Annotated in this window: 16 protein-coding genes and 2 tRNA genes; 3 read left to right on the top strand and 15 right to left on the bottom strand. The window is 64.3% G+C overall.

From position 1 onward, the window contains the following. Positions 1 to 12 precede the first annotated feature (12 nt). Positions 13 to 1182: a DUF8462 domain-containing protein gene (locus NFR41_RS00525; RefSeq protein ID WP_251230257.1), complete on the top strand. Its 1170-nt coding sequence runs from the start codon at positions 13 to 15 to the stop codon at positions 1180 to 1182. Positions 1183 to 1335: 153 nt separating this feature from the next. Here NFR41_RS00525 and purD read toward each other — a convergent pair whose 3' ends face one another. The 14 genes from purD to NFR41_RS00455 all read right to left on the bottom strand — a co-directional run bounded on the left by purD (position 1336) and on the right by NFR41_RS00455 (position 16974). Further along, on the bottom strand, positions 1336 to 2625 hold the full coding sequence (purD, locus tag NFR41_RS00520) for a phosphoribosylamine--glycine ligase (RefSeq protein ID WP_251230256.1): 1290 nt from the start codon (positions 2623 to 2625) through the stop codon (positions 1336 to 1338). Then, on the bottom strand, positions 2625 to 3941 hold the full coding sequence (locus NFR41_RS00515; protein WP_160213273.1) for an adenylosuccinate synthase: 1317 nt from the start codon (positions 3939 to 3941) through the stop codon (positions 2625 to 2627). Before NFR41_RS00515 ends, purD begins: the two co-directional genes overlap by 1 nt. A gap of 201 nt (positions 3942 to 4142) precedes the next feature. After that, a complete protein-coding gene (locus NFR41_RS00510; RefSeq protein WP_251230255.1) occupies positions 4143 to 6341 on the bottom strand; it encodes an ATP-binding protein in 2199 nt (732 codons plus the stop codon). Then, positions 6338 to 7615 (bottom strand): metallophosphoesterase family protein, encoded by a 1278-nt coding sequence (locus NFR41_RS00505; RefSeq protein WP_251230254.1) that lies wholly within the window; start codon positions 7613 to 7615, stop codon positions 6338 to 6340. Before NFR41_RS00505 ends, NFR41_RS00510 begins: the two co-directional genes overlap by 4 nt. A gap of 49 nt (positions 7616 to 7664) precedes the next feature. Continuing rightward, positions 7665 to 9074 carry a replicative DNA helicase gene (gene dnaB / locus NFR41_RS00500; protein WP_251230253.1) on the bottom strand — a complete coding sequence of 470 codons (1410 nt, stop codon included), beginning with the start codon at positions 9072 to 9074 and terminating at the stop codon, positions 7665 to 7667. A gap of 260 nt (positions 9075 to 9334) precedes the next feature. Further along, positions 9335 to 9868, bottom strand: a complete 534-nt coding sequence (rplI, locus tag NFR41_RS00495; protein ID WP_251230252.1) for a 50S ribosomal protein L9 — start codon at positions 9866 to 9868, stop codon at positions 9335 to 9337. A 14-nt stretch (positions 9869 to 9882) separates the two neighbouring features. Beyond that, on the bottom strand, positions 9883 to 10143 hold the full coding sequence (rpsR, locus tag NFR41_RS00490; protein ID WP_160213269.1) for a 30S ribosomal protein S18: 261 nt from the start codon (positions 10141 to 10143) through the stop codon (positions 9883 to 9885). Between the two features lie 21 nt (positions 10144 to 10164). Beyond that, positions 10165 to 10728 carry a single-stranded DNA-binding protein gene (locus NFR41_RS00485; protein WP_160213268.1) on the bottom strand — a complete coding sequence of 188 codons (564 nt, stop codon included), beginning with the start codon at positions 10726 to 10728 and terminating at the stop codon, positions 10165 to 10167. 56 nt (positions 10729 to 10784) lie between these two features. Next, a complete protein-coding gene (gene rpsF / locus NFR41_RS00480) occupies positions 10785 to 11078 on the bottom strand; it encodes a 30S ribosomal protein S6 (protein ID WP_160213267.1) in 294 nt (97 codons plus the stop codon). 539 nt (positions 11079 to 11617) lie between these two features. Beyond that, positions 11618 to 12151 (bottom strand): hypothetical protein, encoded by a 534-nt coding sequence (locus NFR41_RS00475; RefSeq protein ID WP_251230251.1) that lies wholly within the window; start codon positions 12149 to 12151, stop codon positions 11618 to 11620. Positions 12152 to 12666: 515 nt separating this feature from the next. Continuing rightward, positions 12667 to 12759 (bottom strand) — tRNA-Ser (locus NFR41_RS00470). Positions 12760 to 12788: 29 nt separating this feature from the next. Further along, positions 12789 to 12880, bottom strand: a tRNA-Ser gene (locus NFR41_RS00465). Between the two features lie 628 nt (positions 12881 to 13508). Continuing rightward, on the bottom strand, positions 13509 to 14048 hold the full coding sequence (locus tag NFR41_RS00460; protein WP_251230250.1) for a rubrerythrin family protein: 540 nt from the start codon (positions 14046 to 14048) through the stop codon (positions 13509 to 13511). Between the two features lie 244 nt (positions 14049 to 14292). Continuing rightward, positions 14293 to 16974: an ATP-binding protein gene (locus tag NFR41_RS00455; RefSeq protein WP_251230249.1), complete on the bottom strand. Its 2682-nt coding sequence runs from the start codon at positions 16972 to 16974 to the stop codon at positions 14293 to 14295. Between the two features lie 265 nt (positions 16975 to 17239). Between NFR41_RS00455 and NFR41_RS00450 the strand changes: the two genes are divergently transcribed. Both NFR41_RS00450 and NFR41_RS00445 read left to right on the top strand, forming a co-directional pair. Beyond that, on the top strand, positions 17240 to 17455 hold the full coding sequence (locus tag NFR41_RS00450; protein ID WP_251230248.1) for a DUF6724 family protein: 216 nt from the start codon (positions 17240 to 17242) through the stop codon (positions 17453 to 17455). Between the two features lie 147 nt (positions 17456 to 17602). After that, on the top strand, positions 17603 to 18475 hold the full coding sequence (locus NFR41_RS00445) for a PfkB family carbohydrate kinase (RefSeq protein WP_160213262.1): 873 nt from the start codon (positions 17603 to 17605) through the stop codon (positions 18473 to 18475). Between the two features lie 133 nt (positions 18476 to 18608). On the opposite strand, the gene NFR41_RS00440 is transcribed toward NFR41_RS00445, so the two are convergent. Beyond that, the gene (locus tag NFR41_RS00440; RefSeq protein WP_251230380.1) at positions 18609 to 20087 is read right to left on the bottom strand and encodes a basic amino acid/polyamine antiporter; all 1479 of its coding nucleotides are present in this window, start codon (positions 20085 to 20087) and stop codon (positions 18609 to 18611) included. Between the last annotated feature and the right edge of the window lie 849 nt (positions 20088 to 20936).

Below are 20936 nucleotides of genomic sequence, written 5' to 3'. Positions count from 1 at the left end.
GAATTGCAAAAGATGCAAAAATTGCAAAAGATGCAAAAGATGCAAAAGATGCAAAAGATGCAAAAGATGCAAAAGAAGCGAGCAGCCATGACCTCAAACCCCTTCACACCCTCGTTCGGCAGCGTCCCCGCCCATATGGCAGGTCGCGAGCCCATCGTGCACGAACTCGTTTCCGCCCTCGACAACGGCGTTGGCGACCCAAACCTAACCACCATCATCTCGGGAGCACGAGGGACGGGAAAGACTGCGCTGCTGGCGCACCTTGCAGACCTCGCCATCGCGCGCGGCTGGATCGCGGTGAACGTATCCGCGCTGCCCGGCATGTTGGAAGAGGTTGTCCAGCAGGCATGGAAGAGTTCCGAGCATCTGGTCGCGCCGGATACCGCTCTCAAGCTGAAGGGCATCTGCATCCCTTCCGTCGCCGAGATCTCTTTCGATGAGGCAATCGCGCCCTCCCCCACCTGGCGCATCCGTATGGGTGAGCTGTTCGACGCCCTGTCCGCCACCGATACAGGGCTGCTGCTTACCGTCGACGAAGTGCGCGAAGACTTGGACGAGATGGTGCAGCTTGCCTCGGCATTCCAGCATTTCGTTCGCGAAGGGCGCAAGGCGGCGCTGTTCATGGCCGGACTCCCCTCCCACGTGAGCGCCCTGCTACAGAACAAGTCAGTCTCGTTCCTCCGGCGGGCGAACTACTACGAAATAGGAACCGTCGATGATTGGGAAATCGAGCACGCCATGCGCCTAACCATCGAAGACGGGGGCCGAACGGCACAGCCCGATGCCCTTGCAAAAGCGGTGGAGGTGACCGCTGGGTTTCCCTACATGATGCAGCTTGTGGGTTACCGAGCTTGGAACGAGTCCCCCGACTCCGAAACCCTTTCTCTGGCCGATGTCGAAGCAGGTGCACATGGCGCCCGAAACGATATGCAGCGAAAGATATTCGACACCACGTTCAGAGAGCTCTCGAAGGGAGACGTGCGGTTCTTGGCGACCATGCTAGAAGACGACGGCCCAAGCGAGCTTGCCGACATCGCCGCTCGACTAGGAAAGAAGAGCAACTACGCGTCCGAATACAAGCGGCGTCTCATCGAGCAGGGCGTTCTGGCTGACTGCGGGCAGGGGTACCTGCGTATCGACATCCCCCTGTTCAAGGATTACCTGCGCGAACGCCTTGGATAGGGCCGCCCCGCACGCTACCTGGATTCGCCTCTTGCCCCAGCCTGCAGGCGAGAGGCGAGCCCAAACCGCTTCGCCGAAAATAGAAGGCGGAGCGCCTCCTGATGAAGCACCCCGCCTTCGAAGCCCAATGCGAACGAACGTGATAGCGGTTTCTTACCAGGCTTCCCGCCCTTGCAGCGCGCGCAGGCCGATGTCGCTGCGCAGCTGCTTGCCCTCGAAGTAGATGAGATCGCAGGCTTCGTAGGCCAGATCGCGCGCTTCCTCGAAGCTGTCGCCCAGGGCCACCACGTTGAGCACGCGGCCGCCGGCAGTGACCAGCTCGCCGTCGGCGTTGTGGGCGGTGCCCGCATGGAACACCGTCACGCCGTCCAGCGCCTCGGCCTCGTCGATGCCCAGGATGACCTTGCCCTTCTCGTAGGAACCCGGGTAGCCTTCGCTGGCAAGCACCACGCACACGGCCCACTGCTCGGCCCAATGCAGATCGATGTTGTCGGGGCGTCCCTCGGCAACGGCCAGCATGACCTCGGCCAAGTCGTTTTCCAGCCGCGGCAGAATCACCTGGGTCTCGGGATCGCCGAAACGAGCGTTGAATTCCAGCACCTTCGGGCCGTCCTCGGTGAGCATGAAGCCGCCGTAGAGCACGCCGCGGTAGTCGTGGGCGAAAGGCTCGCGGGCCGTGGCCGCGGCCGCCGTCTCCATCACCTGGTGCATGGCCGCGTATTCCTCGGGCGTAACGATGGGCACTGGTGAGTACACGCCCATGCCCCCGGTATTGGGACCCCGGTCGCCGTCGAAGGCGCGCTTGTGGTCCTGGGCCGTGGCCATGCAGTGCGCCTTGCCGTTCGACACGAAGGCCAGAAGGCTGCACTCGGGCCCCTGCAGGCACTCTTCGATAAGTACGGTGCTGCCCGCGTCGCCGAAGGCTCCATCGAAGCAGGCGCGCACGGCGTCCTGCGCGTCCTCCATGTCGTCGGCCACCACAACGCCCTTGCCCGCCGCCAGTCCGTCGGCCTTCACCACCACGGGCACACCCAGCTCGTCCAGGTACGCCAGCGCCGGCTCCAGCTCCGTGAACGTAGCGTAACGGGCCGTGGGGATGCCGTTGTCGTCCATGAAGCGCTTGCTGTAGCTCTTGCTGCCTTCCAGCTGGGCGCCCTGGGCGTCGGGCCCGAACACCGCCACGCCGGCCTGGCGCAGCACGTCGGCCACACCGGCCACCAGCGGGGCCTCGGGGCCTATAACCACCAAGTCGATCTTATGGTCGCGGGCGAACCCCAGCACCGCTTCGCCGTCTTCGGCGTTCAAACCGGAGATGTTGCGGGCGATTCCCGCCGTCCCCCCGTTGCCAGGCGCGACGAACAGCTCCTCCACCAGGGGGGATTTCGCCAAGGACCAGGTGATGGCGTGCTCGCGGCCGCCGCTGCCCAAAACCAGTACGTTCATTATCGGTCCCATCCTCGGAATATGGTCTGATCGCGGTCGGGGCCCACGGCGATGATGCTGATGGGCACACCGGCCAGCTTCTCAAGATGCTCCACGTAAGCGCGGGCGTTCTCGGGCAGCTCCTCGAAAGTGCGGCATCCCGTGATGTCCACGTCCTTCCAGCCGGGCAGCTCCTCGTACACCGGCTTGGCATGGAACAGCACGCTCTGCTGCATGGGGAAGTAGTCGTAGGTCTGACCGTCGCATTCGTAGGCCACGCACACCTTGATGGTGTCGAAGGCCGACAGCACGTCCAACTTGGTGAGTGCCACATCCGTCAGGCCGTTCACCTCGGCGGCGTAGCGGGCGATGACCGCGTCGAACCATCCGCAGCGGCGCTTGCGCCCCGTGGTCACGCCATACTCGTGGCCCACCTGGCACAGCGTCTCGCCGTCGACGGCGTCCTGGCCCTCGCCGCCGTCCTCGGCGTAGGTGAGCTCGGTCGGGAACGGGCCGCCGCCCACGCGGGTGACGTAGGCCTTCTGAATGCCCAGCACGCGGTCGATCTTCTTCGGGCCCACGCCGGTGCCCGTGCAGGCGCCGCCGGCGCAGCAGGACGACGAGGTCACATAGGGGTAGGTGCCGTGGTCGATGTCCAGCAGCGTGCCCTGGGCCCCCTCGAACAGCACCGTCTTGCCGTCGCGGATGGCCTGGTTGAGCATCTGAGCCGTCTCGGCCATGTAGGGACGCAGGATGTTCGCGTAGGGCAGGTACTCCTCGCAGATCTCCTCGACCGTGTAGGTGTGCAGCCCGTAGATGTTCTTCAGGATGGGGTTCTTCTGGGCCAGGGCCGTCTCCACCTTCAGGCGGAAGATCTTCTCGTCCATGAGGTCCTGGATGCGGATGCCCTTGCGCGCCGCCTTGTCCTGGTAGCAGGGGCCGATGCCGCGCTTGGTGGTGCCGATCTTGTGCTCGCCCAGGCGCTTCTCGTCGGCGCCGTCCAAATCCTTGTGGTAGGGCATGATCACATGGGCGTCGCAGGAGATGCGCAGGTTCTTGCACGAGATGCCCTCGGCCTCCAGCACAGCCATTTCCTTGATGAGCACGCCCGGGTCAACCACCACTCCGTTGCCGATCACCGGCACGGCGTTCTCGTACATGACTCCGGAGGGCATGAGGTGCAGCGCCAGCTTCTTGTCACCGTGGATGACCGTGTGGCCTGCGTTGTTTCCTCCCTGGAAACGGACCACGTAGTCGTAGTCGCTTGCGATGAGGTCGGTGATCTTGCCTTTTCCCTCGTCGCCCCACTGGGCCCCCACCAGAACCGTATTCGGCATGGGAATGCATCCTTTCGCGCAACGGCGCTCTCTCGTCATGCGCATCCGCCCGAAGCGGAATTACGCCCCTGTTAGCGGCAATCAGCCGCAACGATATAGTATAGCGAAGGGAGCAAGCCCCGTGGGCAGCCCCGCACGAACCCGACGGCATCTCCAAGCCGCCAAGGCGCAGGCCGCTACCCCTCAGGCAAACAGCCCCCTCTACAGATCCACCTCGCGCGCCGCTGGGTCGGCGGCTTTCAGGGCCTCGGCCACATCGCCATGGCAGGTGAACACGATGACCTGGCGCACCTTCGCCAGCTCGGCCAGGGCGGCGGCGGCCCCGGCTCGGCGCTTCTCGTCGAAGTTCACCAGGATGTCATCGGCCAGCACGGGAATGGCGCTGCCCACGCCCTCGGCGCTCATGAGCAGCGCGATGCGCAGCGACAGGTACAGCTGCTGGCAGGTGCTCAGCGACAGCTTGGCCGGCGGCAGAGTCACGTGAGCTGCGTTGGTAGCCAGAAGCGATCCGTCGGGACCCAGGGCCACGCGCTCCCATTTCCCGTCGGTCATCAGCGAGAACAGCGCGCTGGCCTTGCGGTAGACCTCCGGCTGGCTGGTGCTTTCCCAGGCCGAGATGGCCGACTGCAGCATCCGCTGGGCCATCAGCAGCCGGGCAAGCTCGCGCGCCGCCTCCGCCTGCCGCGTGGACACCAGCTCGAAGCTCAGCTTCAGCTCGTCAAGTTCCCTGTGCGTCTCGCCCTGGCGCAGCTCCTGGGCAAGCCGGCCCAGGAGCTGGTTCTGCTGATCGCTGCGCTCCTGGTAGGCGGCTCGCTCCTCCTCCTTGCGGAAAAGCGCGCGCTCGACCCCATCGACGGAACGCTCCATCCCCACGCCCAGCCGCTGCTCCAGCCGAGCGTAGACCTGCTCCTGCGCCTGCTGGGCCGACGCCAAATCGTCGGCGGTTTTGCGGTACTGGGACCGTATCGCCTGCAGGCGCTGCTGCAAGCCGCGCACGGTCTCCCGGTCGCGCCCGTAGGCGTCCAGCAGCGATCGCGCCTGGCCGACGGACCCGCGAGCCGCGGAAAGCCCCGCCCGGTCCAGATACCCGCTCACCTGCGCAGCGAAGGCGTCGCGGTCCTCCTCGCAGGTGAGCAGCATCTTCTTGTCCTGCAGCATCACCCATTCGGCGTTCTCCCACCGGTCGCGCTCGGCCCCCTTCCGGTCGGGCGGCCGGAGCAGAAGGTACAGCGCGGCGAAGGCCATGATGGCCGCGAACACCATGAACACCGACCCGAGCGCTACCATCGAAAGGGTCGAGCGCGTATGGCCGTCCATGAAAATACCTAGTCCTACCAGCAAAAACAGTGCCGGCATCAAGATGGATATGGCAACCTGCAAGATGCGGTTTTGCCTATCGCGGCGCTCAGCGGCCCTGCCTTCCTCCGACTCGCGGAGCGCCTCCAGCTTCGCCGTCGATGCCAGGTAGCGCTCCCGGGCGGCGTCTACGGCATGCTGGCGCTTCGTCTGCTCCGCCCCGTACCGGTCGAGCGCCTCGCGCACCAGCTGCTCCCCGCCCGCTTCGTCGAGCCCCGCGAAATCGGCCGCCGCGGCTTCAGCGACGCGCACTTCCTCCGCCAGCCGCTTCTCGTCGGCTTCGTAGTCCTTGAGCGATTCCTCGTCGCGCGCCATGCGCTCCCCCACCGTGCGCAGCCGCTCCAACGACGAGGTCAGAAGCGCGATATCGCTTTGAGCCTCCTTCAGAAGCGAGGCGACCTTCTCCTGCTGCGGCTCCAGCTCGCACAGCTCCCGCTCGCTGGTCTTCAGCCGGTTCGCCTCCTGACTGGCCTGAGCTATGGCCGCCTTCAGCCGATCGGCCTCCGCCTTCAGGTTGGGGATGGAATCCGGAAACGCCGCCGCACGCGACAGGCACTCCGCCAGACGCTCCTGCACCGCGGCCAGCGCCTGGGCCGGCCCCGTCTCCGTCCCCGACCCGGCCGTGAGCAGCTTTGCCGTCATGTCGGGGGTGTTGCGAAGTCCGCGCAGCTCGTCGCTGGTGAGCGAGAACATGGTGCGGTACGTGTCCTTGTCTATATCGGCAACCAGCTCGACAGGCCCTTGCAAGCCTTCGACGTTTCGGCCGCGAAACAGCTCTGCATCGTCGCTGCGTTCGCCGTCTACCTTGGCGAACAGCAGCGCACCGGCCTGCGCCGCAGCCGCCGGCTTGTAGGTGTTTCGCCTGCTGCGGGCGTCGTCCCACCCGAACAGCACGCCGCCCACGAAGGAAGCCACCGTGCTCTTGCCCGCCTCGTTGCGGCCGCAGACGATGTTGAGCCCCGGCCCGAACGGCCCCACGGTCTTGGCCGAGAACGCGCCGAAGGCGTCCATGCGCACGATGCGCAGATACCGCCGGCCGCTCATGACGACTCCTCGGAAAGCAGCACGTCGAGCACGAGCGACCGGGCCTCTGCTGCCAGCTCGTCCACGGAGCGCGCCACCGAGCCGGGCAGCTTCACGCCACGGCTGAGGAACTCGTCCTGCACGTAGGACAGCAGCTCGTCCTCTTCGCTGGCCTGCACGTCCGCCACCTGCAGAAACGTCGCCGGGAACAGCCCCTCTTCCCGAAGGAGCGCCTCGTCGCGCACAGGCTTGGTGGCGTCCAACAGCGCATCGCAGAAGAACAGCGGGTACTGGTCGTTCAGCGACTCGCGCATGTCCTCGCGCACGTCGGGGCGAGCCAGCAGCCCGTGCAGCTTGGTGGTGCCCGCAAGCGTGATGCGGGAGACCATCTCCTCGCAGCGGGCTCGGCCGTTGGCGGCGAACAGCTCGCGCATGACCCGCTCGCTCACGTCCGGCAGGCTCTCGCAGCCAGATACGTCTACGTCCATGCGCTGCCACACAATGCTGGCCGTGGGCACGAACTCCACCGCCGGAACCTCCCCTTTGCGCAGGGTCACGCAGTAGATGCCGCGTTCCTCGGTCTCGCGTATGTCGCGGCCCTGGATGCAGCCGGAAAAGCCGATGCGCGGGTTGTCCGCCGACGGGAACAGCCCCTTCAGATGGATATGCCCGAGCGCCCAGTAGTCCATGCCGGCTCCAAGCAGCTGGCGCGGGGAGACCGGCGCCTTCTCCGGGTCAAGGTCGAGCCCGCAATGGAGCATGCCCACGGCGAAAGGCGCGTCGGCCGCATCGGGCTGCCCCGCCGCAGCAAGGGCCTCCTCGGCCGCCTGCCGGGTTACGCCGTCGGCGATGCAGAGCTCGCGCGGCCAGGTCTGGTTGTAATATCCCCTGCCTCCCACCAGGCACAGCGGTTGTCCATCGCGACGCACCAGCCGAAAGTCGGGCTTCTGCGCCGATAGCATCTCCACCCCCTCGGGCAAGTTGAAGAACTCACGCTGCCACGACGTGAACGGGTCGTGGTTGCCCGTGACCATGAACACGGGGATGCCCGCCTGGGACAGCCGCTCCAGCCCGCGGAAGAACAACCGGTAGTCGGCATAGGAGGCGCAGGCGGTGTCGAACATGTCGCCAGCAATGAGCACAAAGTCCACCTGCCGGTCGATAGCCGTCTGCACCACGCGCCCGTAGGCCTCGGCGATGGCCGTGCGCACCCGGTCGGCCCACGATTCGGAAAGCGCCCGCAAGCCGCGCATGGGAGCCCCCAGGTGGAGGTCCGCGGCATGGATGAATGTCACCTGGTCGGCCATAGGGCCAGTGTAGCGAATTCCCGGGCCCGTGACCATGCTACATAAAGTCGGCAACGCGGGACTCGTCGACGAAATCCATGAACCGGGTGTACTCCGCCTTGAACGCCAGGGGGATGTCGCGGGTGGGGCCGTTGCGGTGCTTCGCCACGATGAGCGTGGCCTGGCCCAGCGGCGGACGGTCCTCGCTTTCCGCCTCCACCTCGTCGATGCTTCGGTCGATAAAGGCAACGATGTCGGCGTCCTGCTCGATGGAGCCGGATTCGCGCAGGTCGGAAAGCATCGGGCGCTTCTTCGTGCGCGTTTCGATGGAACGAGACAGCTGGGAGAGCGCGATCACCGGCATGCCCATCTCCTTGGCGAGCACTTTCAGCCCTCGGGAGATCTCGCCCACCTCCACGGCGCGGTTGCCGTCGGCGCGGGACTTCGGAGGCTGCATGAGCTGCAAGTAGTCCACGATGATCAGGCCCTTCTCCACCCCGCGCAGCTGACGACGCGCCTTCGAGCGCAGCTCGAGGATGGAAAGCGCCGGCGTGTCGTCGATGACCACGGGCAAGGTGGACAGCTGCCCGCACGCCTCGATGAGCGCCGGCCAGTCGGAGTCCTGCACCTTGCCGGCGCGCAGGTTCGCCAGGCTGACGCGCGCCTCCGAGCAGATGATGCGCTGCACCAGCTGCTCGGCACTCATTTCCAGCGATAGGAACGCCACGGTGGATCCCAGCTTCGCCGCGTTGGTGGCCAGGTTCAGCGCGAACGAGGTCTTGCCCACGCCGGGTCGTGCCGCCAGAATCACCAAATCGCCCGGGCGCAGGCCGTGGAACAGCTCGTCCACGTCGTGGAATCCCGTGGCAACGCCGGTGATCTTGTTCTCCTGTGCCACCAGCTGCTGAATCTGCTCGAACGATACGTCCACCAGCTTCTGCATGGTCTGGAAATCCGACGACACGCGCTTCTCGGTGACGGCGAACAGCGTCTTCTCCGCCTCTTCCACCACCTCGTCCAAATCGGCCGGCGCGTCGTAGGCCAGCGCCTGAATCGAGGCCGACGCGCGGATGAGCTGACGCAGCATAGAGGTGCGCTTGACGATGTCCACATGGTTTTGCCAGTTCGTGAGCGCGAAGGTGTTGTCCGCAAGCCCCATCAGGTACTCGGGGCCGCCCACGGCGTCCAGCTGCCCGGCGGCCTTCAGCTGGTCGGCCAGCGAGATGTGGTCCACCGGGATCTGGCGCGTGGCCATGTCGAACATGGTCTGGAAGATGATCTGGTGCGACGAGCGGTAGAAGTCCGACGCGCTCAGCTTCACAGCCACCTCGTTGATGGCGTCCTGGCGCAGCAGGCAGGCGGCCAGCACAATCTTCTCCGCCTCGATGTTCTGCGGGTCGGCCTTCGTCGGCGCTGCTGTGTAGTTGCCCTCTTCGGGAACGTAGTCGGGATTGTAGCTTGCTGCCATGAATCGATCACCTCTCCGTAGCTTAGGGTGGCCATCATAGCGCAGAACCCCGCGCCCGTCAGCGCTCGTCGCAGCGCCACCCAGCGCCCGTCGCGCGGTTTTCCCCACCGGCAAAAAAGCAATCCCCCGACTCTGGATGCAGAGTCGGGGGATTATCCACGTTTTCCCCGTTGTAACCAGGGGGAAACCCGCTTCACGCGAATTCCGCAAACCGCCGCGCCAACAGGCGTTACTGGCTTGCGAAGAACAGCCTTGGAGACTTAGGCCTCCACGACCTCGGTCTCCTCGGCGGCAACTTCCACGTCGCCTTCGGCATCCTCGGCAACCTCGACCTCTTCGGCCTCGGCCACCTCCTTGCCCACCATCAGCTTCAGCTCGGCCTTGATCTCGCGATACAGCGAAACGGTGACCGTGTGCTCGCCGGCGGTCTTGATGGGCGAGCCCATCTCGATGCGACGACGGTCGAGCTCGACGTCCAGCTGATCCTTCGCAGCATCGGCGACCTGCTGGGCGGTGACGGAGCCGAACAGCTGGCCCTCGTCGCCCACGCGGGCGTCCACGACCACCGTGGCGGCATCCAGGACTGCCTTGAGCTGCTCGGCGTTGGCGATGCGCACTTCCTCGCGCTTGGCGATGTTGTGCTTGCGCTCTTCCAGCTGCTTCAGGTTGCCCTTGGTCGCCAGGATGGCGATGCGCTGGGGCAGCAGGTAGTTGTTCGCGAAGCCGCGGGAAACCTCCACGACGTCACCTTCACCACCCTTGCCCTTCAGTTCTTGGAGCAGGATAACTTTCATGGTTCCTCCTTGCCTTAGCGACCGCGGCGATCGCCACGACCGCTGACGGCGGGAACCGCGTAGGGCATGAGCGCCATCTCGCGCGCACGCTTCACGGCGTTGGCAATGTCGCGCTGATGCTGGGTGCAGGCACCGGTCACGCGGCGCGGCTTGATCTTACCGCGATCGGTGACGTACTTGCGCAGCATCTGCGTGTCCTTGTAGTCGATGTACTCCACGTCCTCTTTGCAGAACTGGCAGTACTTACGACGAGGCTGTTTTACGTAATCAGCCATGTTCAACCTCTTTCGTAGGTGCTAAAACGGAATCTCTTCATCGTAAACCGACGCAGAGGTGTCAACAACCTCGGGCGCACCCATGGGAGCCGCTGCCGGAACCGGGGCAACCGCCGGCATGGGAGCCGGGGCCGTCATCTGCGGTGCCGCGTAGGCATCGTAGGTAGGCATGGCGGGCTGGGGCGCATAGGCCTGCTGAGGGGCGTAGGACTGCTGAGGACGAGGCGCGCTGTAGCCGCCCTGCCCGTTGCCGCCCTGGCCGCTGGACATGAACTCGATGTCGTCGACGACAACCTCGATCTTGCTGCGCTTCTGCCCGTCGCGCTCCCAGCTGCTGTAGCGCAGCTTGCCCTCGATGCAGACCTTCTGGCCCTTCGACAGGAAGCGGGAGACGCTCTCGGCGCGGGTGCCGAACATCTTGCAGTCCACGAAGTTGGGGTAGTCCTCCCAATCGCCGGACTGGGGGTTCTTGCGGCGGTCGTTCACCGCCACCGACAGGCTCAGCACCTGGGTGCCGCCCGGGGTCGCCCGCAGCTCGGGATCGCGCGTCAGGTTGCCGCTGATGACTACTCGGTTGATGCTCATGTTCCACCTCTTTCGGTTTCACCTTGGGCAGTGACACCCAAGGCTTGTCCTTTGCCTTAGTCGCGGTCGGTGCGCTTCACGATCATGTGGCGGACCACGGCGTCCGTGATACGCAGCACGCGATCGAGCTCGGCAACCTCAGCGGGGTCGGCATGGAAATCGATAAGGGTGTAGTCACCATCGGTCAAACCGTCGATTTCGTACGCAAGCTTGCGTTTGCCCCAGTTGTCGACGTTGTCAACCGTGCCGTTAGCAGCAGTGATCGTGGTCTGGATACGATTCATAACTGCTTCGCGAGTGGTCTCGTCGATAGACGGAGCGACAATAAACAGCAATTCATAAGCCTTCATCAGCTCACCTCCTTTGGACTGTACGGCCCCGGGCTGGTGAAGGCAATACACCGGGGCAGGAATTAGCCGTACTAGTCTAGCAGACTCCCACCCGCAAAGCCGAAGGATTCTCGCACCGCGCCCGAACCCCACGCCCTCTTCACACAAGACCAACCGTCCCCGCCGCCAATGCCGACGCCTCGCGCGCCGACCGCTTGGCCCCCTATGGTAGCCTTACGCCCTTGCGATTCCATGACAGACAGCGTGTCCGCACGCCCTCTCGGCCGTTGCGAGAGCGCATCCGCCGGCAGAAGCCAACCTAACCACCTGCCACTTCCCTTGCACGCCCCTCCTTGCACGGCGCGCACCTGGTTCTCTCGAAAACATTGCACGTTCGCACACCGGGCGCAGCGTCGACATCACCTCGTCGCAAACGCATTGCCAACAGCGCCCCAAAGCAAATGGGACCGGAAGCTCTCGCCCCCGGTCCCGCTACGGGAGGCCGGCGCCGCGCGCCCTGCCCCCTTTGATTTGCTGGCTCGACCCTGTCGCCGAAGCCTTTAGTCCTGCTCCTCGGCTTCCGCCTCGTCCTCGTCGCAGTCGCTCAGGTACTTCTCGTCGATTTCTTCCTCGGTGTAGGCCTCGGCCTCCTTGAGGTCTTCCATGAAGTTCGGCGACGCTCCGATGTAGGCCGGTTCGTCCTCGAAAACGGGCTTGCCGTCCTCACCTGCGGTGTACAGGACGCCCACCGCGTAGCCCTCCTCCTCGCCGGGGATGCCGCCTTCGGCGATCAGGCAGTCCTTCACCTCGTCGTCCACTTCCAGGTAGCCGTCGTAGCACAGCGCGTAGGCCTGGGCGCCGCGGGCATTGGCCACCGTATGGCGGGCAAAGGCGAAGCACTGCTCGGCCGTTTCGCCAGGATGGTTCTCCATGAACAGGTTCTCCTTCACCACCAGGGCAGTGAAGGGGACGACGTCCTCGCCGGCGCGCATCTTCTCCTTGGATTCCTCCAAACAGAATAGCAGCACCTTCTCAAGCAGTTCGGGGATTTCGGGCACTTCGATATCGGAGCTCTCCACAACGCGATCAGCCATGTTCGTCCTTTCGTCAGCGTAGCTGCCCCGAATTGTGGAGGAAAGCGGCGCGGCGGTCAACGCGCCCAGCCGGGATGCCATCGTTTCGATAGACCCCGCGCCGCGCCGCAACAGGCTTCTTTGCGCATGCGGCACCGCGCAAGCCGACGTCGCTGCGCTGCGACAGGAGGCCGAGCGCCGCTGCCGCAGAGACCGGCGTCGCGTCGGCTCCGCAAGGCCAACCGTTGCATGCCGGCACCCCGCCACCACGACGGCCGCCGCCAACAACCGACGGAAACGCCTGCGCCGCATTCCGCAACCGGCTTTCCGCCGGCCCGGGGCAGCGATGGGGCGGCGCCAGCGGCAGCAGCGGCAGCAGCGGCAGCAGCGGCAGCAGCGGCGGCAACGAAACGGGCAGAGGGCAAAGGGCCGAGGCATGGCAAACGCAGGCCGCAGACCCAGCAGCCGACAAGCCGGGCCTGCGGGTGCGGACAGCAAAAACCCCAGGGGCTACCTGGGGCTTCATTCTTTGAAACTGGCGGAGGAGGAGGGATTCGAACCCTCGTCACCGGGGTTACCGGTGAAACGGTTTTCGAGACCGCCGCATTCAACCGCTCTGCCACCCCTCCGAAGGGTGCTACCCGTTTAGCTGAAAAAGTGGCGGAGAGATGGGGATTCGAACCCCAGATACCCTTTTGGGGTATACACGATTTCCAATCGTGCTCCTTCGGCCAGCTCGGACATCTCTCCACGCAAGCTTACAGCTACGACTTTCGCGCAGCAGACAAGTATTCTACCCTCCACCCGCCGCTGGCGCAAGCCCGGATTTCCCCCTCACGAGAAACTCGTTCGCCAGCAGCCGCTGGCGCAGCCGGTCTGCCTCCTACCGCCAGCCGATGTAACCGATGACGTTTATGGCAGCCGAAACCTGCCATAAACGTCGTTCGTTACAGAAAATCGCGCACAACCGTCATTCGTTACAGTGCTTTTTGCCATAACCGTCTTTCGTTACACCGAAGACCCGGAAAGGGACGCACCAGCTCCATGGTGGGCCGGGGGCGGCCACTGGCTGCAGGAGCCGGGGCAGCCGCCAGCTGCAAGAGACGGAGCGGCCGTCACCGGCTGCGGGAGCTGGGGCAGCCACCGACTGCGCGGGGGCCGGAGGCGACCGTCACCGGCTGCCTATAGAACAGTAGCCGCCCGAAGCGGCAGCGGGCGCGCACGCGGCAAACCTTCCATCCGCCGCCCCCTCGAAAGGACCTGCAGCCACGCCGCCGAAGCGTCAGCATCGACAGCCCCGAACGTACGTCAGCCCGGGCGCGCGCAAGCTGATCGACTGCGCGCATCCCGGGCCGATGCGTTTCGGCGGCGTCGAACCCTAGTAGTTCTCGGCCTTGATCTCGAAGTGGCCGCGCGGGTGCTGGCACACCGGGCACACCTCCGGCGGCTCGGTGCCGATATGGATATGGCCGCACACCGTGCACACCCACACCACCGGCTCCGCCCGCTTGAACACCTCGTCGTTCTCGATGCGCTCCTTAAGCTTCACATAGCGCTGCTCGTGGGACATCTCGATCTTGGCCAGCTCGGCAAACCACTCGCCTATCTCGGGAAATCCCTCGTCGTAAGCGGTTTTCGAGAAAGAGGTGTACGCCTCTACGCCCTCGGCTTCCTCGCTGGCCCGCGCCGCTTCCAGGTTCTCCATGGTGCCGGGCACCGCGCCGTCGTGCAGCTTCTTGTACAGCAGCTTCGCATGGTGCAGCTCGTTGGCCGCCGTCTCGTTGAAGATCTCCTGGATCTGCGTGTAGCCGTCCTTGCCGGCCTGCTGGCCGAAGAACGTGTACTCGCAATAGGCGCGACACTCCAAATTCAGCGCCGTCTCGAAGTTCTTCCAGGTTTGGGAATCCTTGAGCTCCATGATGAACCTCCGTTGCTATCGCCGATGGATACGCAACCATCATGAATCAAAGCGAACAGGTAAGCATTGCAGGAGCGCGGCTGACATGCCGCCGTGGGAAAACGGTCACCGAACTGAAAGGCGACAAAGGACCCGCACCGGACAGCCGCAACGCACCCCCCGCCGCCCCGGGGAGGCCCGACCGCACTCGGCCGCGCACCCCGGCAGCGGCCCGCGCACCGCCACCTGCGGCGCACGCTGCAGCCTACGCCCTGCGCTCCTGCACGAGCGACAGCACGGTCAGCACCACGGTCTTAATCTGGATGGGCTTCGAGAGATGCTCGTCCATGCCGCTGGCAAGCGATGCGGCCACATCGTCGCTGAACGCGTTGGCCGACATGGCGACGATGGGCACCTGCCGCCCGTCGGGGCGGTCCATGGAGCGGATGGTGCGCGTCGCCTCGTAGCCGTCCATCCGCGGCATCTGCACGTCCATCAGCACCGCGTCGTAGTAGCCCCTGGACGCCGCCGCGAACCGTTCGCACGCCTCCTGGCCGTCCGCCGCGCGCTCCACGGCGAAGCCGTAGGATTCCAGCAGCTCTTGAGCGATCTCGGCGTTCAGGTCGTTGTCCTCAGCCATGAGAATGCGCAGGCCCGCGCCGCAATCGGACGTCAGATGCGATTCGTCGAGCAGCGTCCTGCCCGCCACCTGCTCGCCCTCCTCCGCAGCGGGAGGGACCGGTTCGGCGCCCAGCTCCCGGGCCAGGGAAAGCGCCGCCTCGACGTCCAGATCCTCCAGCCGCAGCGCATCGAGCGGATCGGCCTGCGCGTCATCGGCCGGGCGGTCCGCCGACGCCAGGTACACCAGCACCGTGAACGTGGTGCCCGCATTGACCGCAGACTCCACGGTGATCATGCCGCCCATCAGGGTAACGATGTTCTTCACGATGGACGTGCCAAGCCCGGTGCCCTGAGCCCGCGAGCGGCCTTCCATGGTGAACGGCTCAAACAGGTGCTCCTGGAACTCCGTCGACATGCCGATGCCATTGTCCGCCACCTTGAACGTGATGGGATAGTAACCCGACTTTTCTATCCCCACCGACGCCGACAACTCAATGCGACCACCTTCGGGCGTGTACTTCACCGCATTGCTCAGCAGGTTCATAAGCATCTGGTTCAGGCGCACCTTGTCGCCCAGGAAGCGGTCCCCTATCTGGTTTTCCACGGAAACTACCAGGGTCTGGTCCCGCTCCTCGGTCTGCATCCGCGCCACGTCGGCGGCTCCCCCTATGAGCGCCTCCAGGCTGAACGGCAGCCGGTCGAGCACGATCTTGCCGCTTTCTATCTTCGAGAAGTCGAGCACCTCGTTGATGAGCGCGAGCAGCTGGTCGGAGGCCATGGCAACCTTCGAAAGGCAGGTGCGCAGCTTAGCCGGGTTGTCGATATTCGACTCGGCGATTTGCAGCATGCCAATAACCACGTTCATGGGGGTGCGGATGTCGTGGCTCATGCGCGAGAGGAACTCGGTCTTGGCGCGGTTGGCCGACTCGGCGGCTTCCATGGCGTCCTTCATAGACAGCTGGATCATCTTCTCGGTGGTGACGTCCTGCAGCACGATCAGCAGCTGATGGCGGCCTTCGAACTCCAGGGGCCTCACGGCGTACTCCACCCACGAGCGGGTACTCTCGTGGGGGCGCACAATCGAGAAGTCCCCCCGTTCCAGCTGCTTCACCGCATCGTTGCGGACGCGCTCGAACAGCGCCGTGCCCGTTTCGGACATCTGCAGCGACTCCGCTACGGACGGGTCGGCCATAAGCTCGTCGAAGGAGCAGCCGATGACGCCGTCGGCCTTCGCCACGATATGGGTGGTCTCGTGGTCACGAGGCGAGTACAGGTTCACAGCCATCTCGACGCTTTCGGAAAGCGCTCCGTACAGCTCGATGGTGGCCGTCGCATTGCGGGACCGGAGGCGACGCTGGTACGCCATCAGCAGCGCGGCACCGGTTCCCACCAGGCTGAGCAGCACCACAGCAAACACCCCTTGGAACGTGGCGGCCACCACCGTGGTCTGCGAGCGCAGATTCTCTTCGGGAATGATGGTGCAGGCGTACCAGGTGGACCCCGTCACTGGCGCCACGGCAATGTAGCTGGGCCGATCGTCTATCACCGCGCGGATCACGCCGCACTCGCCATCGTTTACCAGGCTCTTCAGCTTCTCAACCCCCGAAAGTTCCGCGTCGAGGGATTCCAGGGACAGGCTGTCGTAACCGCCGCCGGCCTTAGAGCGAACCTCGCTCGAGAAGATAGCGCCTTCCAGGTAGGCGTACAGCGAGTCGCCTAGCGTCAACGTTGTTTCCGGCAGCGTGGTAGGCGCAACCAGCACCTCACCTGTGGCGGCCTCCATCAGCATGAACTGCCCCCGCCCGTCGAACATACTCAGTTCGTCGGGCATCGTGAACAGCACGAGAGGCACTTCCTGGTAGAAGTCGCCTATGTACGTGCCGCCGGCGAACAGCTGCTTGCGGCCCATGCGAACCGTCTGGCCATCGTGGTTGAGGTAGTTCTGCGAGTAGCCGTACTCGTGCTCGGGCAGCGGCGTGATTTCCAGTCCCGCAGTCAACTCCTCCGCCGTGGCGGATACGCCGTTCCACGACACCCCTTGGCCGTCGGCCCTGATGAACCATGTGCCCGTCAGGCCGAAGCTTTCCTTGATGCTGGCCAGAAACGGCTGCACTTCCACAAGATCGTCCGTTTGAAACTGGACTGACTCCATCTCGTCCTGCAGAAGCCCCAAACGGCCCGCAGAAGTGAAGGCGGCCTGCTCGGTGAACGACACCACCTGCTGTTCAGCGTTTTCGCTGAGAACATCTTCTATATAGTTGGTAAGCGTCACCATGAGCGCCATCAGGGCAAGAATTGCCGCTACTGCCACAGCGGCTAGAATCATGTTGTGCCGCGGATCTTCGACCCCGGAAAGATTACGGAAGATGCCAGAGGGGCTCCCACTCGCCAAGGAAGCGGCATTGCGCAGTTGGCTGTCGGTTGAAGACGCACTGCGCCTTTGCCCCATGGGTCATCCCTTCCTGCGGACGGCACTCCAGTAAACAGCGGGGTTCGCACTTGTTACGATTTCGCCGAAAGCGAGCCCAAGCGGAGCCTCTTGGCATAGTATACTCGTTCCCGATAGGCTAACCTCCAAAAAGAAGGACACCATGGACGCAGCTTCCATTTACCACTTCCTCTTCGAAACCGCTCCCGGCATCGGCTGCCTTATCGGCGGTGTTTTGGTGCTGACCCTCATCGCCAGCGTCATCATGGAGCGTCGCACGCGCAAGCAGTTCGTTGACCGTGAACCAGGCGAGGACGACTGGACGTTCTTCGACGACGATGACGAAGGCGAAGACGGCAGCGACGGTTCGTCCAAGTAGCGCCGGGGCTGCCCGCATACGCCCATAGCGCCTCCATTTGGCGCCCCGGCCTGCAGCCAAGGCTTCGCTTTGCCCTATCGCGCGTCCGCAACCCCTCCGGGCGGCGGACGCGCAGCTTTTTCCGTTCACCCCGTCGAAAGGACCCCCATGGCCGAATCGCCCGCACCCCTCTACCAGCGCGAAGGCGCCTACATTCCCCGTATTGCCGCCGTCCACGACCTGTGCGGCTACGGAAAGTGCTCGCTGGGCGTGGCCATCCCCGTGCTCTCCGCCGCCGGCTGCGACGTGTGCCCGGTGCCCACGGGGCTGTTCTCCAGCCACACCGCCTTCCCCGGCTGGTACATGCACGATACCACCGAGATCCTGGACGACTACCTGTCGGCCTGGAGCAAGATCGACGTGCAGATAGACGCCGTGTACTCCGGCTTCCTGGGCGCGCCCGAGCAGGTGGACACCATCCGCCGGCTCTACGCCACCTACCCCGGCGCCCTGCGCATGGTGGACCCGGTGATGGCCGATTACGGCAAGGTGTACCCCACCTACACCCCCGAGTTGTGCGCCGCCATGGCCGACCTGGCGCATCAGGCCGACATCCTCACCCCCAACCTGACGGAAGCTGCCATCATCCTGGGCGAGGAATGGCACGGCACCGACATCTCCGAAGCGGAGGCGGCACGCATGATCGAGGGGCTTATGGCCCTGGGCGCGAAGAACGTGGTGCTCAAGGGCATCAAGCGCGAAGGAGAATCCGTAGTTCATAACTACGTAGCTGGTATTGACTACGACCTTGCCGAAGTGTCCAACGAGTACGTGCCTTATTCCCTGCACGGCACCGGCGACGTGTACGCCTCGTGCCTGCTGGCCGGCATCATGGCCGGACGCAACCTGGTGGAGTCGGCGGACTTCGCCGGGTCGTTCGTGCACGACGCCATGCTCGTCAGCGCGCAGCAACCCCACTTCCGCGACCGCGGCGTGTCCTTCGAGCCGCTGCTCGGCCAGGTCTGCCAGCTGCTGGGCTAGCGCAGCAAATCCCTCACCAACGCAGAAGGCGGGGCTCGGTACGTCCGAGCCCCGCCTTTCTTTCAAGCACAACACTTTCGCCTGCGGCTCCTGCGCGCTTCGGCAGGCACTACCAATGGCAACTGCCGCCTGCTTACACCGCCACGATGCCGGTGAGCAGCAGCACCAGCGACACCACGGCCGCAATCAGGATGATGGCCGCCACAACGCGGTCGCGGGTGTTGTCCAGGTACTTCTCGCCGCGCTCGCGCTTGCCGGCGATGTACATGACGATACCGGGCGCGTACAGAAGCGACATGATGGTCACGCCCACGGCACCCGAGGCCCACGCCAGGAAGAAGCTGTAGATGACGCCGATGACGGCGATCACGCGCCAGAGGCCGATCTTGCCGCCGATCTTGCTTGCGAACAGGCCCTTCTCCTTGAAGGCGAGCTTGGCGAAGTACGCCGCCGACAGCAGATACGGCAGCAGGATCATGCCCGCGGACAGGGTGTAGAAGAAGCGGTAGGTGCTGTCGGAGAACATCATGATGATGAGGAACGCCTCGATGATGATGTTGGTCACGATCAGCGTGGTGATGGGAGCGCCCTGCTTGTTCGTCTTGGCGAAGGCCTTGACGAACACGCCCTGTTCGGCAGCTTCAAAGGGCGACTCGGCGGAGAGCACCGTGTAGCCCAGCATGGCGCCCACCAGCGAAAGCACCACGCCGAAGTTGATAAGGATGGCACCCCACTGCCCCACGGCCGCCTCCATCACGCCAGCGAACTGGGGATTGGGCAGCTCGGCCAGCTCGGACAGCGGCAGAATGCCTAGGGACAGCATGCTGATGAGCATGTAGATGGTCAGCACGCAGACGAACGCGATGACCGTGGCCTTGCCCACGTCGGAGTCCTTCTTGGCGCGGCCGGAGATGGCCACGGCGCCCTCGATGCCCACGAACACCCAGATGGTGATCATCATGGAGTTCATGACCTGGTCGAAGAAGGGCATGCCGGGCTCGGCGCCGTGGGTCAGGTTCTCCACGAACAGAGCCGGGTCGAACTTCTGCAGGAAGATGATGGCCGCCAACGCCACGAAGATGGGGACGATCTTGCTGATGGTCACCACCGCGTTGATACCGGCCGCCTCCTTCACGCCGCGCGACACCACGAACACGTAGAACCAGATGATGACGCTGGCCGCGATGATGGAGGGCAGGTTGGTGCCGTTGCCGAAAATCGGGAAGAAGTACGCCAGGGCCTGGCACAAGAGCGCCGAGAAGCTCACGGTGCACAAAAGCGCCGATATCCAGTAGCCCCACGCGCTGTTGAATCCTAGAAAGTCGCCGAAACCAGCGCTAGCGTAGCTGTAGATACCACCTTTGAGCTGCGGCTTCAGGCGCGAGAGCGCAAAGAAGGTAAGTACCAGGCACAGCACGCCCACCGCCGAGATACCCCATGCGGTGATGATGGCCCAGCCGCTGCCGCCGCCGACGGCCTGCTCGCCGGAAAGCGTGAAGACGCCGGCGCCGATGATCAGGGTAATAACGGCAGTGACCAGGCGAAACAGACCGAGCTTTCCCCGATCTTCCGCCGATTCGCCCTTGCCGGCACTACCTGCGGTCTGCGCCATGGATGCGCCTCCGCCGTTCGATGTTGCCATGGGTTGAACCCCTTTCCTGAGCGCTTGGCCTGTTCGGCTGCTCTCTGGCTTGTGCGAGCAGCCTCCGACGCAAGCTCTTCGTCCATTGGTGGCATCATACCCCAACAATCAGGACAGCAGCACGCCTCTATGCAACATTTCGCATCTTGTTACCGTTTGTATACAGATTTGCTGCGATTTTTCATTCTCTACCGTAAGTTTTCCGCCAATTCCAGACTTGCCAAGCGGAGGCGCACCCCTTTTCATCCCTCCGAAACTCGCGAAGAGCCCCAGCCCCTCTTCCCCTGCGAATCGCTTCGCAGGTATAGCGCTTCTCGGAAAGACGCGCTTCCCGGCAAGCGTCCCTTTCTGCAAGAACCTATTCCCCTGCTTTGATGATTGCTGCATGCGACCAGTTCAGCGAGCAAGCAAATCCCTGTCATGGTTCCGCAAGACCACTCTGATAAGGTGTTGCCAGGGGACGGGACGGAGGCGTCGCACGAAAGGACCGGAAGGTGGGATTCGTCTTGGCGGCACGAAGTGCTTTATCGTTCTATCGGAAGGCATCCGACCGACAAGTCGCCCGCGCTCTGGCAACCGTCGGCTCTGCAACCGACGACTACGCAAGAAGATGCATGGAACTAATGCCCTCTTGCTCCGATGTCAGAAACCTGCAGTCTGCATACCCGGGCATCTTCGAAAACCCCGTGAGCGCCCTCGTCTCCAGCCCCAATCGCCGCAGTCAGTCATCGATCTTCCGATGCCTCGTTTGCAGTACGCCCCTCCCTCCCCGGTCCTTCGCGCTCCTCCCAGAGGGGTACCTGATTCCGATTCCGGCAC

Origin of the sequence: Adlercreutzia aquisgranensis (assembly GCF_943193145.1) — a bacterium.
GTDB lineage: Bacteria > Actinomycetota > Coriobacteriia > Coriobacteriales > Eggerthellaceae > Xiamenia > Xiamenia aquisgranensis.
This window is presented reverse-complemented; position numbering and strand designations above follow the sequence as displayed.

Bases quoted from the DNA above. Each gene is read 5' to 3' on its own strand.
- NFR41_RS00525 (WP_251230257.1), top strand. From the start codon at position 13: ATGCAAAAATTGCAAAAGATGCAAAAGATGCAAAAGATGCAAAAGATG.
- purD (WP_251230256.1), bottom strand. From the start codon at position 2,625: ATGAACGTACTGGTTTTGGGCAGCGGCGGCCGCGAGCACGCCATCACC.
- NFR41_RS00515 (WP_160213273.1), bottom strand. From the start codon at position 3,941: ATGCCGAATACGGTTCTGGTGGGGGCCCAGTGGGGCGACGAGGGAAAA.
- NFR41_RS00510 (WP_251230255.1), bottom strand. From the start codon at position 6,341: ATGAGCGGCCGGCGGTATCTGCGCATCGTGCGCATGGACGCCTTCGGC.
- dnaB (WP_251230253.1), bottom strand. From the start codon at position 9,074: ATGGCAGCAAGCTACAATCCCGACTACGTTCCCGAAGAGGGCAACTAC.
- rplI (WP_251230252.1), bottom strand. From the start codon at position 9,868: ATGAAAGTTATCCTGCTCCAAGAACTGAAGGGCAAGGGTGGTGAAGGT.
- rpsR (WP_160213269.1), bottom strand. From the start codon at position 10,143: ATGGCTGATTACGTAAAACAGCCTCGTCGTAAGTACTGCCAGTTCTGC.
- NFR41_RS00485 (WP_160213268.1), bottom strand. From the start codon at position 10,728: ATGAGCATCAACCGAGTAGTCATCAGCGGCAACCTGACGCGCGATCCC.
- rpsF (WP_160213267.1), bottom strand. From the start codon at position 11,078: ATGAAGGCTTATGAATTGCTGTTTATTGTCGCTCCGTCTATCGACGAG.
- NFR41_RS00475 (WP_251230251.1), bottom strand. From the start codon at position 12,151: ATGGCTGATCGCGTTGTGGAGAGCTCCGATATCGAAGTGCCCGAAATC.
- NFR41_RS00460 (WP_251230250.1), bottom strand. From the start codon at position 14,048: ATGGAGCTCAAGGATTCCCAAACCTGGAAGAACTTCGAGACGGCGCTG.
- NFR41_RS00455 (WP_251230249.1), bottom strand. From the start codon at position 16,974: ATGATTCTAGCCGCTGTGGCAGTAGCGGCAATTCTTGCCCTGATGGCG.
- NFR41_RS00450 (WP_251230248.1), top strand. From the start codon at position 17,240: ATGGACGCAGCTTCCATTTACCACTTCCTCTTCGAAACCGCTCCCGGC.
- NFR41_RS00445 (WP_160213262.1), top strand. From the start codon at position 17,603: ATGGCCGAATCGCCCGCACCCCTCTACCAGCGCGAAGGCGCCTACATT.
- NFR41_RS00440 (WP_251230380.1), bottom strand. From the start codon at position 20,087: ATGGCGCAGACCGCAGGTAGTGCCGGCAAGGGCGAATCGGCGGAAGAT.